The sequence below is a fragment of the SAR86 cluster bacterium genome (assembly GCA_023703575.1).
Taxonomy (GTDB): Bacteria; Pseudomonadota; Gammaproteobacteria; order Magnimaribacterales; family Magnimaribacteraceae; genus Magnimaribacter.
On record CP097969.1, the window covers coordinates 50,802 to 64,554 of the forward strand.

General features: G+C 36.3%; 12 protein-coding genes and 1 tRNA gene. 4 read left to right on the forward strand and 9 right to left on the reverse strand.

What is annotated here, in order from left to right; genetic code table 11:
• Window positions 1–4: 4 nt before the first annotated feature.
• A tRNA-Arg gene (locus M9C83_00265) sits at window positions 5–79 on the reverse strand.
• An 87-nt stretch (window positions 80–166) separates the two neighbouring features.
• Between M9C83_00265 and M9C83_00270 the strand changes: the two genes are divergently transcribed.
• Both M9C83_00270 and M9C83_00275 read left to right on the forward strand, forming a co-directional pair.
• Window positions 167–1,348, forward strand: coding sequence for an acyl-CoA dehydrogenase (locus tag M9C83_00270; GenBank protein URQ66669.1), 1,182 nt, complete (start codon window positions 167–169; stop codon window positions 1,346–1,348).
• Window positions 1,349–1,421: 73 nt separating this feature from the next.
• The gene (locus tag M9C83_00275) at window positions 1,422–2,009 is read left to right on the forward strand and encodes a pseudoazurin (protein URQ66670.1); all 588 of its coding nucleotides are present in this window, start codon (window positions 1,422–1,424) and stop codon (window positions 2,007–2,009) included.
• Here M9C83_00275 and M9C83_00280 read toward each other — a convergent pair.
• From M9C83_00280 to metK, 8 genes are all read right to left on the reverse strand, one after another.
• Complete coding sequence (locus tag M9C83_00280; protein URQ66671.1) at window positions 2,006–2,698, reverse strand: HAD family hydrolase; 693 nt, start codon at window positions 2,696–2,698, stop codon at window positions 2,006–2,008. The genes M9C83_00275 and M9C83_00280 overlap by 4 nt on opposite strands.
• On the reverse strand, window positions 2,688–3,599 hold the full coding sequence (gene xerC, locus M9C83_00285) for a tyrosine recombinase XerC (protein ID URQ66672.1): 912 nt from the start codon (window positions 3,597–3,599) through the stop codon (window positions 2,688–2,690). Before xerC ends, M9C83_00280 begins: the two co-directional genes overlap by 11 nt.
• Window positions 3,600–4,262, reverse strand: coding sequence for a DUF484 family protein (locus tag M9C83_00290; GenBank protein ID URQ66673.1), 663 nt, complete (start codon window positions 4,260–4,262; stop codon window positions 3,600–3,602).
• Window positions 4,262–5,053, reverse strand: coding sequence for a diaminopimelate epimerase (dapF, locus tag M9C83_00295; protein ID URQ66674.1), 792 nt, complete (start codon window positions 5,051–5,053; stop codon window positions 4,262–4,264). The genes M9C83_00290 and dapF overlap by 1 nt, the downstream gene beginning before the upstream one ends.
• A 6-nt stretch (window positions 5,054–5,059) precedes the next feature.
• The gene (gene lysA / locus M9C83_00300) at window positions 5,060–6,283 is read right to left on the reverse strand and encodes a diaminopimelate decarboxylase (protein ID URQ66675.1); all 1,224 of its coding nucleotides are present in this window, start codon (window positions 6,281–6,283) and stop codon (window positions 5,060–5,062) included.
• A gap of 108 nt (window positions 6,284–6,391) precedes the next feature.
• The gene (gene argH, locus M9C83_00305) at window positions 6,392–7,798 is read right to left on the reverse strand and encodes an argininosuccinate lyase (GenBank protein ID URQ66676.1); all 1,407 of its coding nucleotides are present in this window, start codon (window positions 7,796–7,798) and stop codon (window positions 6,392–6,394) included.
• A 111-nt stretch (window positions 7,799–7,909) separates the two neighbouring features.
• Window positions 7,910–9,307: an adenosylhomocysteinase gene (gene ahcY / locus M9C83_00310; GenBank protein URQ66677.1), complete on the reverse strand. Its 1,398-nt coding sequence runs from the start codon at window positions 9,305–9,307 to the stop codon at window positions 7,910–7,912.
• Between the two features lie 5 nt (window positions 9,308–9,312).
• Window positions 9,313–10,470 (reverse strand): methionine adenosyltransferase, encoded by a 1,158-nt coding sequence (metK, locus tag M9C83_00315; protein URQ66678.1) that lies wholly within the window; start codon window positions 10,468–10,470, stop codon window positions 9,313–9,315.
• 128 nt (window positions 10,471–10,598) lie between these two features.
• On the opposite strand from metK, the gene tkt reads away from it, so the two are divergent.
• Together tkt and M9C83_00325 are read left to right on the forward strand one after the other, a co-directional pair.
• A complete protein-coding gene (gene tkt / locus M9C83_00320) occupies window positions 10,599–12,587 on the forward strand; it encodes a transketolase (GenBank protein URQ66679.1) in 1,989 nt (662 codons plus the stop codon).
• A 2-nt stretch (window positions 12,588–12,589) separates the two neighbouring features.
• Entirely contained in the window at window positions 12,590–13,744 is a 1,155-nt protein-coding gene (locus tag M9C83_00325; protein ID URQ66680.1) for a phosphoglycerate kinase, read from the forward strand.
• The last annotated feature ends 9 nt before the right edge of the window (window positions 13,745–13,753 follow it).

Here is a 13,753-nt window from a genome sequence, read left to right on the forward strand (position 1 = left end):
TTAATGGGCTAGACAGGATTTGAACCTGTGACCTTCTGCTCCGGAGGCAGACGCTCTATCCTAGCTGAGCTACTAGCCCAGAATAGATTATATATCTATCTCAATATCTATTTTATTAATACACCAGCCCTGATATTATGCCCCTTCTTTTAGTCGTGGAGTAAATATGGCAAGTAATTCTTGGCAATCAATTAATTGGAAGGATCCTTTTTTGCTTGAGCAGCAGCTGTCTGATGATCAAAGAATGGTGAGAGATACTGCTAATCAGTTCGCTCAAGAAAAACTTTTGCCAAGAGTAAGAGATGCTTTTAGAAGTGAGGAAACTGATCCTGGAATATTTAAAGAAATGGGCTCTGTAGGCTTATTAGGTTCAACTATACAAGGCTATGATTGCCCAGGTGTTGACTACATGAGTTATGGGCTAATTGCGAGGGAGGTAGAAAGAGTTGATTCTGGATATAGATCTATGATGAGTGTTCAATCCTCTTTAGTTATGTATCCAATTTATGCTTTTGGCTCTGAAGTACAAAAAGAGAAATATTTACCATCCTTAGCCAAAGGTGAAAAGATTGGTTGCTTTGGTTTGACAGAACCAGACTATGGATCAGATGCTGGCGGTTTAATAACAAGAGCAAAGAGTGTCGATGGTGGATACTCATTAACTGGTGCAAAAATGTGGATATCAAATAGTCCTATAGCAGACGTTTTTGTTGTTTGGGCTAAGGATGATGAGGGAAAAATAAAAGGATTTATTCTTGAAAAAGGGATGGAAGGACTTAGCGCCCCAAAGATAGAAGGAAAATTGGCATTAAGGGCCTCTGTTACCGGTCAGATAGTTATGGACGAAGTGTTTGTTGAAGAGAGTCAGATGCTTCCAAACATTGAAGGTCTCAAAGGACCATTCAGTTGCTTAAATAATGCAAGATACGGAATTGCTTGGGGAGCTCTAGGTGCAGCCGAAACTTGCTGGCATACTGCTCGAGATTACGTAATGGATAGAAAACAATTTGATAGACCACTTGGCTCCAATCAAATTATCCAATTAAAGTTAGCTGATATGCAGACTGACATAAGTATTGGATTACAAGGATGCTATCGCGCAGGCCAACTAATGAATGACAACAACATCTCTCCAGAATTAATTTCACTTATAAAACGCAACTCAACCGGAAAAGCACTTGAGATAGCTAGAAAATCTAGAGATATGCTTGGAGGAAATGGAATATCAGATGAGTATCCAATTATGAGGCATATGGTAAATTTAGAAGTTGTAAATACTTACGAGGGAACTAGCGATATTCACGCCTTGATTTTGGGACGAACACAAACAGATATACCTGCGTTTTAGTTCTATTTTTCAAGACTACCTAGTTTTATTGTTTTATAATGCAGCCCGCTCGATCTTCAGAAATCTATAATATATGAAAAATTCAAAATTCTTCTTGATACTAACAATCGGTTTTGTATTGAGCCTCAGTGCCTCGGAAGCGCAAAAAGCAATTGAAATGAGGATTGCTCCTGTAGGATCTATTTGCCTAGAGGGACAGGATTGCGGCTCGGCTGCTCCTGCAGCGTCTCAAGCGATGGCCCCTGTAAATGATTTACCCAAAATAGAGCTTTCTGAAGGATCTGAACATATTGTTAAAATGTTAAATTCAGGTGTTGATGGAACTATGGTTTTTGAACCTGCTGTGATCAAAGTCTCTGTAGGCGACACAATTCACTTTAAAGCTACTGATCTTTCTCATAATTCTGCTTCTATGCCTGGGATGATTCCATCTGGAGCTGATAGTTGGGCCGGCGCTCTGAGTCAGGATATTTCAGTAAAACTAGATAAAGAGGGAATCTATGTGTACCAGTGCGATCCTCACGTAATGATGGCTATGGTAGGTGTTATACAAGTTGGTGAAGCTGTTAACATGGCAGAAGTGAAAGAGGCGGCTTCCAATCAAAAAGCAACCTTTATTATGAACGGAACGAGGCTAGATCAATATCTTTCTCAGCTTTAGATAGTTTTCAGCAGGGCAGGTAATTCTCTCCAATCAGAAAAGCTAGGTACCTGAATATCTAATTCTAACTCTCCTTCATTTTCATTGAACCATACAGGCTTGCAGCCGAAATCATAACTAGCCTGCACATCATTGATTGGATGGTCTCCAATATGACATATTTCTCGTGCCTGCAGACCGGTCGCTTCTAGTGCTGCTTCAAACATTTCTGGATTGGGTTTATGAGTATTTAGCTCTGCCGGGGAAAGAATGTAGTCGAAATAATCTGATATCCCGATCATATCAAGATCAGCATTTCCATTTGTTATGACTCCTAGAGAATATTCATCTTTTAATATATCTAGAGTTGAGATCACATGATCATAGAAAGTTACATTATTTCGTCCCTTAAAAAATATTTTGAAAGCACCTTCAGCCATACTTTGCGATTCACCATCAGTATATCCAGATCTAATACTTGCATCATAGAATATTTTTTGTCTAAGCTCAGATAGTCTATTGATTAGACTTGGATCAGTTCTTAGAAGTTTATCTCTTATTTCAATACTCGCTTCTCTGGTTAGGGAGTTTAGGACCCCTGGATAATTATCTTTAATCCAATTCCTAGAATTTTTTTCAGCCTCCATAATGGTCGGCATAAGAGGCCAAAAAGTATCATCTAGATCAAAAGATATTGATTTAATTGTCATTTTTAGCTCCTTTTTTTGCTCGTGGGTGGGCTTTGTCATAAATCTTTGAGAGATGTTGAAAGTCCAATTTTGTATATATTTGCGTAGTACCGATATCTGAATGGCCGAGCATTTCTTGAACTGCTCTTAAGTCTCCACTTGATTCGAGTACATGACTTGCAAAAGAATGTCTTAACATATGAGGATTAATTCCTGGAAGGCCCCTTTTAAGGCATAATTTTTCAAGTCTAAGTTGAATAGACCTTGCAGAAATACGGCTTCCCTTATTATTTAGAAATATTGCATTTGTCTGAGTCTCTTTAGATTCCAACATTTCATTTCTATAAATAATCCAATCTCTTAATGACTGAACAGCTTTTGTTCCAACTGGAACAATACGAGTTTTATTTCCCTTTCCAGTTACTACACATGTTCTCTCTTTAAGATCAAGGTCCTCAAGGTCCAATTTACAAATTTCTGATAAACGTAGTCCAGAAGAATATAAAAGCTCTGCGATGGCCTTATCTCTTATTTCTATCATTCCTTTAGGTTTAAAGTCCAATAGTCTTTGAACTAAATCAGCATCCATTGCCTTAGGCAGAAGCTGGGCTGATTTAGGTGAAACTATATTTTTTGCAGGATTCAACTTAATTTTTCCTTCGGCGAGTAAATATTCATAAAAAGTTCTACACGAAGACAATAATCTCTGAATACTCCTAGGGCTTAAACCCCTTCGCCTTTCATTATTGATAAAGGTTCTTATGTCATGTTCATTTACATTTTTCCAATCCTGTCTGTCATTGGTGGAAAGATATTGGGATAGTTTTTCTAAATCTCTTTGATAACCTTTAAGAGTGTGCGGTGAATATTGTTTTACCGATTCTAAGTAAGATAGAAAAACTTTTATTTCAGTACCAAGCATTTAAAAATTGTTTCTATCGATAAGCTTGGATAGAGTTTCTGCTACAAATTCTAAAAATAATGAATCATTTTCCTTTGAATACATATCTTCATTTTTAGAACCCAATGCAAGCATTCCAGGGCAATCAGTATTTTTGATGGGAACTAAAACACAATCTTTAATTTTTGTTTTTTTGTCAAAAATATAGTTTGATTCTTGTTTATCCAAGGGGCCGCAATATATATCTGAAGCATTATATTTTTTTCCAATTTGTTTATGCGCCCGTTTGGCATCAAGAATTCTACCTCTAGGTAAGTTAGGATTTTCTTTAAAAAATAGAACTTTACAGGCATCTGCTTGAAATTTTTTTGAGAAAGAATTTTCCGTTGTTGCGATTACATCCGTTAAGTTTTTGCACACAATTAAATCTAAGATGAGTTTTTTAGTTTTTTCGAAAATACCTTCATTAGCTTTTGCTATTTCAAGCAATTCAAGTAAGTTTCCGGAGGTCGATTCGTAGTTCTTTCTAAGAACTTCAACTTGTTTTTGAATCAAAGAAACTGCTCCTCCAGTTTTATGAACTATTTCTATTGAATCTAATATATGGGAATTGTTCGAAAGGAAGTCAGGGTTTAGGACCAGAAATTCTTCTACTTGCTTTGCATCAATGGATTTTTTTGGCATTAAATTTCGATTTCTATTTCTTCTAAAAAAGTTGCAGAACCTTCAGCATATATTTTCCTTGATCCTATCTTATAGTCTACCAAAATGCTTCCTTGTTTGAAGTTTACCTTTACCGGTGATGACATTGCTTTATTTGATATGCCTATTACAGCAGCGGCGCAAGCCCCACTGCCACATGCCAAGGTCTCTCCAACACCTCTTTCGTAAACTTTTAGATTGATCTCATTATCATTAACTTTATTTGCTAAACCAAAGTTAACCCCATCCGGAAATAATTTATTAGTTTGTAGCTTTTCACCCATAACACTGAGATCTACTTTAGAGTCTCTATCTACAAATGTTACTCCGTGTGGATTTCCAAGTTCTATACATTCTAGAAATAGCTCTCGCCCTTCAATATTCAATGTAACCTGATTGATTTCTTCTAAAATCTCAAAAGAAGCTGAAAACCTATCTTCACTCAATGACTCTAGGTACCAGATACCTCCATCAGTATTAACTTTAACTTTCTTTGAAGCACATAAAGAGTGATCTTCTAAAAATTTAGAAACACACCTTGCGCCATTGATGCAATTTGACGCAATAGAACCATCGTTGTTGTATATTTTTGCATCGAAATCATTTTTCGGTTCTTTTGGAGGCAATACCAATATCAGTTGATCAAAATCTATTTTGTGATTTTGATATATTTTAAGTACATCTTCTGAATTGATAGAAATATCATTTCTTAAAGAATCAATGATGGCAATGATATTCCCAAGCCCTGAGTAAATATATAAGTCTATTGGCATGACTGATTATGATTCTAAAGCTATGAGATCTTCAAATGTTTCTTTTCTTCTTATGACTTCAATTTCATTGCCCGTGACAAGTAACTCCATAGGCTTAAGTCTAGAATTATAGTTTGAGCTCATAACAGAACCATAGGCACCTACATCCATGAAAGCAACATAGTCATTTGGCAAAATTTTCAGATTCCGGCCTTTAGCAAGTATATCCCCAGTCTCACAAACTGGACCCGCTAAATCGTAAGTATCAGATGATATTTCTCTATTTTCTAATTCTTTTACCTCATGCCATGCGTCATATAACGAAGGCCTAATCAAATCATTCATACCTGCATCAATAATTGCAAATTTTTTCCCACCTGCATTTTTTATGTATTCTATCCTTGTGACAAGAATTCCAGCAGAACCAATGATTGATCTACCAGGCTCTAGTATTATCTTATACTCCTTACCTGCTAATCTATTTTTTACTCCTGCCATTAAAATTCCTGGATCTCCTTCTTTTTCGTCTTTGTATTGGATACCAAGGCCACCACCAATATCTAAAAATTTAATGGCATGACCATTTAATGAAAGATTATCTGCAATTTCACATATTACATCCAAGCTTTTCAGAATTAGATTTTCATCAGAAATCTGAGAGCCTATGTGACATGCGACAGAAGCTATATTTACGAGCTTATTATCTCTCGCTTCGTCTGATATTCTTTCAACTGCTTCACTATCTAAACCAAATTTTGAAGTTTTTGAACCCGTTTCAATGTATTTATGAGAGCCAATGGCTATATCGGGGTTAACTCTTAATGCACAATTTACAGATTTATTAAGTTGTTCAGAAATTTTTGCTATTCTCTCAAACTCACCATATGACTCTATATTGATAGAGAGGATTTCGTTTTCTACCGCAAATTTTATTTCCTCATTTGACTTCGCTACGCCAGAAAACACAATTTTATTCTTATCTGCACCTGCCTTTAGACATCGTTTGAGCTCATTTCCAGAAACAACATCAAATCCAGAGCCAAGTTCAGATAATAATTTTAGAATGTGAAGATTAGAATTCGCTTTTACTGCGTAACAAATCAGATCATTGCTGCCAACTTCATTTTGATACTTCCCAAAGTTACTTTTAAGTTGATCTGCAGAATAGATAAATATGGGAGAACCATATTCTCTTGCTAGATTAATAACAGGAATATTTTCAATCCAAAGTTGTCCTTTAATTTCTTTCATAGTTTGAAAAAAAAGTTTCAGGATTGTCAGGTAACCTTAAAGGAACTTTATTGCCACAGGAAGACAAGTTAAAAATAAACAATAATAGTAAGATTCTCATGCAAATGTTCATGATTGCTTTCTGGTTAATTCTTTCTTGGCTTTTTTTATTTCTTTTTTAACTTGCGAGGGCGCCGTACCACCTACCTGTTTTCTGGATAAAATTGTTTTCTGAGGATCCAGGTAATTTGCAACATCTTCATTTATTATTTTTGAAAATTTTTTTAAATCAGAAATTTCCAATTCAAAGATTTGAACCTTCTTCTTTTCTGCATGAGCAACAATCTTACCAACTATTTCATGTGCTTTTCTAAATGCAATACCTTTTTCAACCAGGTAGTCTGCTAAATCAGTTGCAGTTATTTGACCAGTAAAACAATCACTTTTCATTTTTTCAATATTAGGCTGCATCCCGTCAACTATTAGTGATAGTAATTTAAGACTATCTTTGGTGAAATCAATACTAGTGAAAATGTATTCCTTATCGTCTTGTAAATCTCTGTTATAAGTTAATGGAAGATTTTTCATCAATGACAGAAGCCCCATAAGATTAGCAATAGTTTTGGAGGCACCTCCTCTAATCAGTTCTGCCATATCAGGATTCTTTTTTTGAGGCATTATCGAAGAGCCTGTGCACACTTCGTCAGATAAATAGATATAACTATATTGGCTTGAAGACCAGATTATTATCTCCTCACAAATTCTTGAAAGATGAATTCCTACTATTGATAAACAAGAGGCTAACTCGAGAACAAAGTCTCTGTCACTCACTGCATCCATTGAATTTCTACTTATCTCTCCAAAGCCCAGCTTCTTAGCAAGAAACTTTCTATCTATATTGAATCTTGTTCCAGATAACGCAGCTGAACCTAATGGCATGACATCCATTCTTTTTTTTGCATCTTCTAACCTCGAATAATCTCTAGATAGCATTTCGAACCAGGCCATTAGGTGATGCCCAAAAGTCACAGGCTGTGCAATTTGAAGATGAGTTAGACCAGGCATCAAAGTATCGGTATTTTCGTCAGCTTTTTTTAATAAAGATTTTTGAAGTAAGATAGTTAAATTTAGGATCTCGTCTATTTGGTTCTTTAGAAATAGCCTTAAGTCTGTTGCTACTTGATCATTTCTAGATCTGCCCGTATGAATTTTTTTTGCGGCTGTACCAGCAATTTTTACAAGCTTTGCCTCAATATTCATATGAACATCTTCTAGGCTTGAATCCCAATCAAATTTATCGCGCTTTATCTCATCTAAAATCTTATTGAGACCTTTTTTTATTTTTTTAAGTTCAGAGGAATTTATTAAATTTGCCACATTTAGTATCTCGGCATATGCAATTGAACCTTGGATATCGACTTCAAAGAGTCTTTTGTCTATATCGATAGATGTAGAAAATGACTGAGCGAGATCATCAGTCCCAGATTTAAATCTACCTCCCCATAGAGGATTTATTTCTTTTTCTTTTTTTGCCATAACATTATTTTTTCAGTTTAATAACTGTGCATCACTAATATGTAATGCTTAGTATAAAGCGGAGAAAACTCCAAAACTAAACATTTCGAGTTTTAACTTTGAATTATCAGATTAGTATTTATATATTTCTGACTTGAAAGGCCCCTCTTCGGGTACATTGATATATTCGGCTTGATCAGAAGATAGTTTCGTCATGACTCCGCCAAATCCTTCTACCATATAAGAAGCTACCTCTTCATCCAATTTCTTAGGCAATACTTCAACTCGGATAAGCTCTTGTTTCTTTTCTTCATCATTAATTTGAGCAAATTTCTTTTCGTATAAATACATTTGAGCAAGTACTTGATTTGCAAAAGAGCCATCCATGATCCTTGACGGGTGCCCTGTTGCATTGCCTAGGTTAACAAGTCGTCCTTCTGACAGAAGAATAATGTAGTCTTCGCTATCCATATCAGGCATTTCTCCAGCTTTAGTATCTCTAAAGATCTTATGAACTTGCGGTTTTACCTCTTCCCACTGCCATTCATCACGCATGTATTGTGTATCTATCTCAGTATCAAAATGACCTATATTGCAAACCACTGCTCCATTTTTCAAAGCTTTAAGCATATGTTTATCACAAACTTTGTAGTTACCAGTTGTTGTGACAATTAGATCAGTATCCTCCAATAAAGCTTTATTTATTGAATCTTCAGAGTCATTATTAATTCCATCTATGTAAGGTGAAACAACCTCATAACCATCCATACAAGCTTGCATGGCACAAATTGGATCTATTTCAGTGACTCTAACCACCATCCCTTCTTGTTTAAGACTTTGTGCAGATCCTTTACCTACATCGCCATATCCAATTACCAGGGCTTTTCTACCAGCAAGAAACATATCTGTTCCTCTTTTTATACCATCATTTAAGCTATGCCTTGTACCATATTTATTGTCAGCCTTTGATTTGGTTACTGAGTCATTCACATTGATTGCAGGTACTTTCAACTCGCCTTTGTCGATCATCTCATTAAGTCTTAAGACGCCAGTAGTTGTCTCCTCTGTAATGCCATGGATATTTTCAAGAATTTCAGGATATTTATTATGAGCCATAGAAGTCAGGTCACCTCCATCATCAAGAATCATGTTTGCATCCCAAGGCTTTCCATCAGACAAAATTGTTTGTTCTATACACCAGTTAAACTCCTCTTCGGTTTGACCTTTCCAGGCAAATACTGGCACACCTGATTTAGCTATCGCTGCCGCCGCATGATCTTGAGTAGAAAAAATGTTACATCCAGACCATCTTACTTCTGCACCCAGTGCGGTTAAGGTTTCTATCAAAACGGCCGTCTGTATAGTCATATGGATGCACCCAAGAATTTTAGCGCCCTTGAGAGGTTGCTCATTTCCATATCTTTCTCTTAATTTCATTAAGGCAGGCATCTCAGACTGGGCTATGACTATCTCTTTTCTTCCCCAATCTGCTAATTCCATATCAGCTACTTTATAATCTTTATTACTCATAATATTTATCCTTTTAATGCTTCAACTTTATCTGTTTTTTCCCAAGTAAATGCAGCCTCTTCTCTTCCAAAGTGACCATAGGCTGCAGTGGATTGGTAAATCGGTCTTTTAAGATCAAGCATATTGATTAATTGCATAGGCCTCAGATCAAAATGTTCTCTAATTAGGTCAGAAATTTTTTCTTCATCAATTTTACTTGTTCCAAATGTGTTAACACTAATAGAGGTTGGTTCAGCAACGCCGATTGCATACGATACCTGAATCTCACATCTATCAGCCAAGCCAGCAGCTACGATGTTTTTTGCTACGTATCTTCCGGCATAAGCAGCAGATCTGTCTACTTTAGAAGGATCCTTTCCTGAAAAAGCGCCACCTCCGTGTCTGGCCATGCCTCCATAGGTATCAACGATTATTTTTCTTCCAGTGAGTCCACAGTCACCTACTGGACCACCTATTTCAAACCTTCCTGTAGGATTGATGAAATATTTTGTATCTTCATTTAACCAATTAGAAGGAAGAATTGGTTTGATGATTTCTTCCATGACACCTTCTTTTAGATCTTCTTGAGAAACGTTAGGATCATGCTGTGTTGAGAATACAACAGCAGAAATAGATTGAGGTTTGCCATCTTCACCGTAAACGAAACTAACTTGGCTTTTAGCGTCTGGTCTTAGCCAGGATAATTTATTACTTTTTCTAATAAAGGCTTGTTGCTCAACAAGTCTATGTGAGTAAGTAATTGGAGCTGGCATTAATACTTCTGTTTCATTTGTAGCATATCCAAACATTAAGCCTTGATCTCCAGCACCTTGCTCTAAATCCTCACCCTCACCTTCATTAACACCCTGGGCAATATCCTGAGATTGCTTACCGATGGCATTAACTACTTCACATGTGTTTCCATCACATCCAACATCTATGCTGTCATAGCCTATATCAAGAATGACTTTTCTTGTCAGAGCTTCTAGGTCTGGTTCAGATCTGCTTGTTATTTCTCCAGCGAGAACAACCAAGTTATCTTTGACTAAGGTTTCGCAGGCTACCCTTGATTCAGGATCATCTTTGAGCATTGCATCAAGAACAGCATCAGAAATTTGATCTGCCATTTTATCTGGATGTCCTTCTGAAACAGATTCAGAAGTAAATATTTTATATTCAGACATATTGTCTCCATTTACAAGGAGCGAGTATTTTACACAAAACCATTTTTTTTACTGAAAAAAACTGTGTTTTTATTAGTATTTCTATATACATAAAAAAATATTTCAGCGACAATAAGTTGCCCAAAAAAATGAGTAATATTTCAAGCTCCCAATCAGCAAATGCCCTTAGAATTTTGGCATTAGACTCTGTGAAACAGGCGAATTCTGGTCATTCCGGCATGCCTATGGGTATGGCAGATATCGCCGAAGTACTTTGGCAAAATCATTTAGTACATAATCCTACAAATCCTGACTGGTTTAATAGAGATAGATTTGTTTTGTCGAATGGTCACGGATCTATGCTTATATACGGACTTTTGCACCTTACAGGTTATGATATATCTATCCAGGATTTAAAAGATTTTAGACAGTTGCATTCAAAAACAGCAGGTCATCCGGAATTTGGAATAACTCCAGGCATAGAAACTACTACTGGTCCATTAGGACAAGGTATTTCTAATGCAGTAGGAATGGCCATAGCTGAAAAAACTCTTGCATCTAAATTCAACACTGAAAAACATAAAATCATTGATCATATGACTTATGTATTTACTGGAGACGGTTGTTTAATGGAAGGTATATCTCATGAAGCTTGTTCTTTAGCTGGAACTCTCGGACTTGGAAACTTAGTAATTTTATATGACGATAATGATATTTCCATAGATGGAAATGTAGAAGGATGGTTCACAGAGGATATCCCAAGGAGGTTTGAATCCTATGGATGGGAAGTTATACCGAATATCGACGGACATAATTTCGAAGAAATAGATCAGGCTATCATTAAAGCAAAATCTAATGATGAAAAGCCTACTCTGATATGTTGCAAGACGGTTATTGGAAAAGGATCGCCAAATATTTCAGGCACAGCGGCCGCACATGGAGCCATTTTAGACCCTGATGAGATTGATTTAACTAGAAAAGAATTAAATTGGCTCAGTGATCCTTTTGATATACCAAAAGAAGTGTATGAGGACTGGGACGCAAGAAATGCAGGAAATCAGAAAGAGGAAGACTGGAATAAAATATTTGAAGAATATGCTTCAGAAAATCCAGAATTATCTAGTGAATTAAAAAGGTTGATCGCAGGTGATTTACCAGATCGAATCGAGAATAGTATCTATACTTTCATTGAAGAAGTTCAAAAGGATCTACCCAAGATGGCAACAAGAGTTTCTTCTCAAAAAGTCTTGAATATTCTGGGTCCTCTCATTCCAGAATTATTAGGCGGATCAGCAGACCTTACAGGCTCAAATAATACAAATTGGGATGGAACTAAAGAAATTAGAGCGAATGATTTTTCTGGAAACTATATTAACTATGGCGTCAGAGAGTTCGGAATGACCGGTATTATGAATGGTTTAGTTTTGCATGGTGGTATAAAAGCCTACGGGGGAACTTTTTTAACATTCTTAGATTATGCTAGAAACGCAGTAAGAATGGCTGCTTTAATGAAGATACAGACAATACTTGTCTATTCTCATGATTCAATAGGAGTTGGAGAAGATGGCCCTACCCATCAACCTATTGAACATTTAACAAGCTTAAGGACTACTCCTAATCTAGAGACATGGAGGCCTTGCGATACTTCTGAAACAGCTATTTCTTGGCTAGCTGCTCTGGAAAATACTGATAAACCCACGGCACTAATACTGTCTAGACAAGGGCTTCCAAACTTCGAAAGAAGTAAAGAGCAAGTTGATTCTATTAAGAAAGGTGCCTACATAATTTGGGAGCCTGAAGTAGAACCTGAACTAATTTTCATCGCTACTGGTTCAGAAGTAGAGCTTGCAATGTCAGTGGCCGAGGAAGTGAAAGACAGGACTTCAGTTAGAGTTGTTTCGATGCCCTGTACAGAAAGATTTGATTCTCAATCGGAAGATTACAAAGAATCTATTCTTGGTAAAGGGATTAAAAGAGTTGCTATTGAGGCTTCACAATCTGACTGGTGGAGAAAATATGTTGGACTTGAAGGGGATGTTATAGGAATGGATTCCTTCGGTGAATCAGCTCCAGGAAATATACTTTTTGAGCATTTTGGATTTACGAAAGAACAAATTATTTCAAAACTCGGTCTGTAGAAATGCAATATAAAAGTCTTAACGAGGTAGACTTAAGCAACAAGACTGTTTTATTACGATCAGATCTTAATACTCCCATTGAAAATGGTTTAGTTACTAATAATGAACGGATCCTCAGATCACTACCGACCCTAAATTTTATTATTGATGCTGGTGCTAGATTAGTAATCATGAGTCATTTAGGCAGGCCAGAAGAGAATGACAAATTTCAAGAGGAATTTTCTCTATTACCGGTCGTTAATGAAATAGAGAACTTATTAAATAAAAAAATTATGTTTTATAACTTAGGTGAGTTCGAAAAATTAGATAAAATCCCAAAAATTTCAGTTATTGAAAATACTCGATTTTGTATTGGTGAGAAGTCTAATGATATAGATTTATCAAAGAGATTGGCCGGACTAGGAGATTTAATTGTAATGGATGCATTTGCCACTTCACATAGAGCTCATGCCTCTACTGCAGGTGTAATAACTTTTTCTAATGATGCATGTGCAGGTTTATTGTTAGATGAGGAATTAAATGCTTTATCGAGAGTAAAAGAAAACTCGAAAAATTCAGTAGCAATTCTTGGCGGTGCAAAAATATCTACTAAACTTACTCTTATAGATTCCCTATCTAAATCCATGGATAAGATTATCTTAGGAGGAGGAATAGCTAACACCCTCATAGCAGCAAAGGGCAATGAAGTTGGTAAGTCTTTAGTTGAAGAGTCGATGCTACCAGAAGCAGCAAAACTGTTAAAAAATCCTAAAATAATAGTTCCTCATCTCGTTATAGTTTCGGATAATCCTGACAACCCTGGCAGACTTACCTCTATAGATTCTATAGAAAAAAACGAAGCAATTTTTGATGTTTCACCTGAATCGTATGCGGATTTGGAGACAATTTTAATGAATGCGGGAACTATTCTGTGGAATGGCCCGCTTGGATTCTTTGAAAAGGAAAATTTTGATAAGGGTACAATAAAAATAGCTAAAATGATTTGTTCCTCAAAGGCCTTTTCAGTTGCCGGAGGAGGCGATACCATCGCTGCTGCACAAAAGGCTGGAGTCTTGGGCAAACTGGATTATGTTTCTACAGCAGGTGGGGCATTCTTAGAATTTATGGAAGGAAAAAAACTTCCTGGAGTTGAGGCTTTGATAAATAAAGTAAATTAAACTTATAAG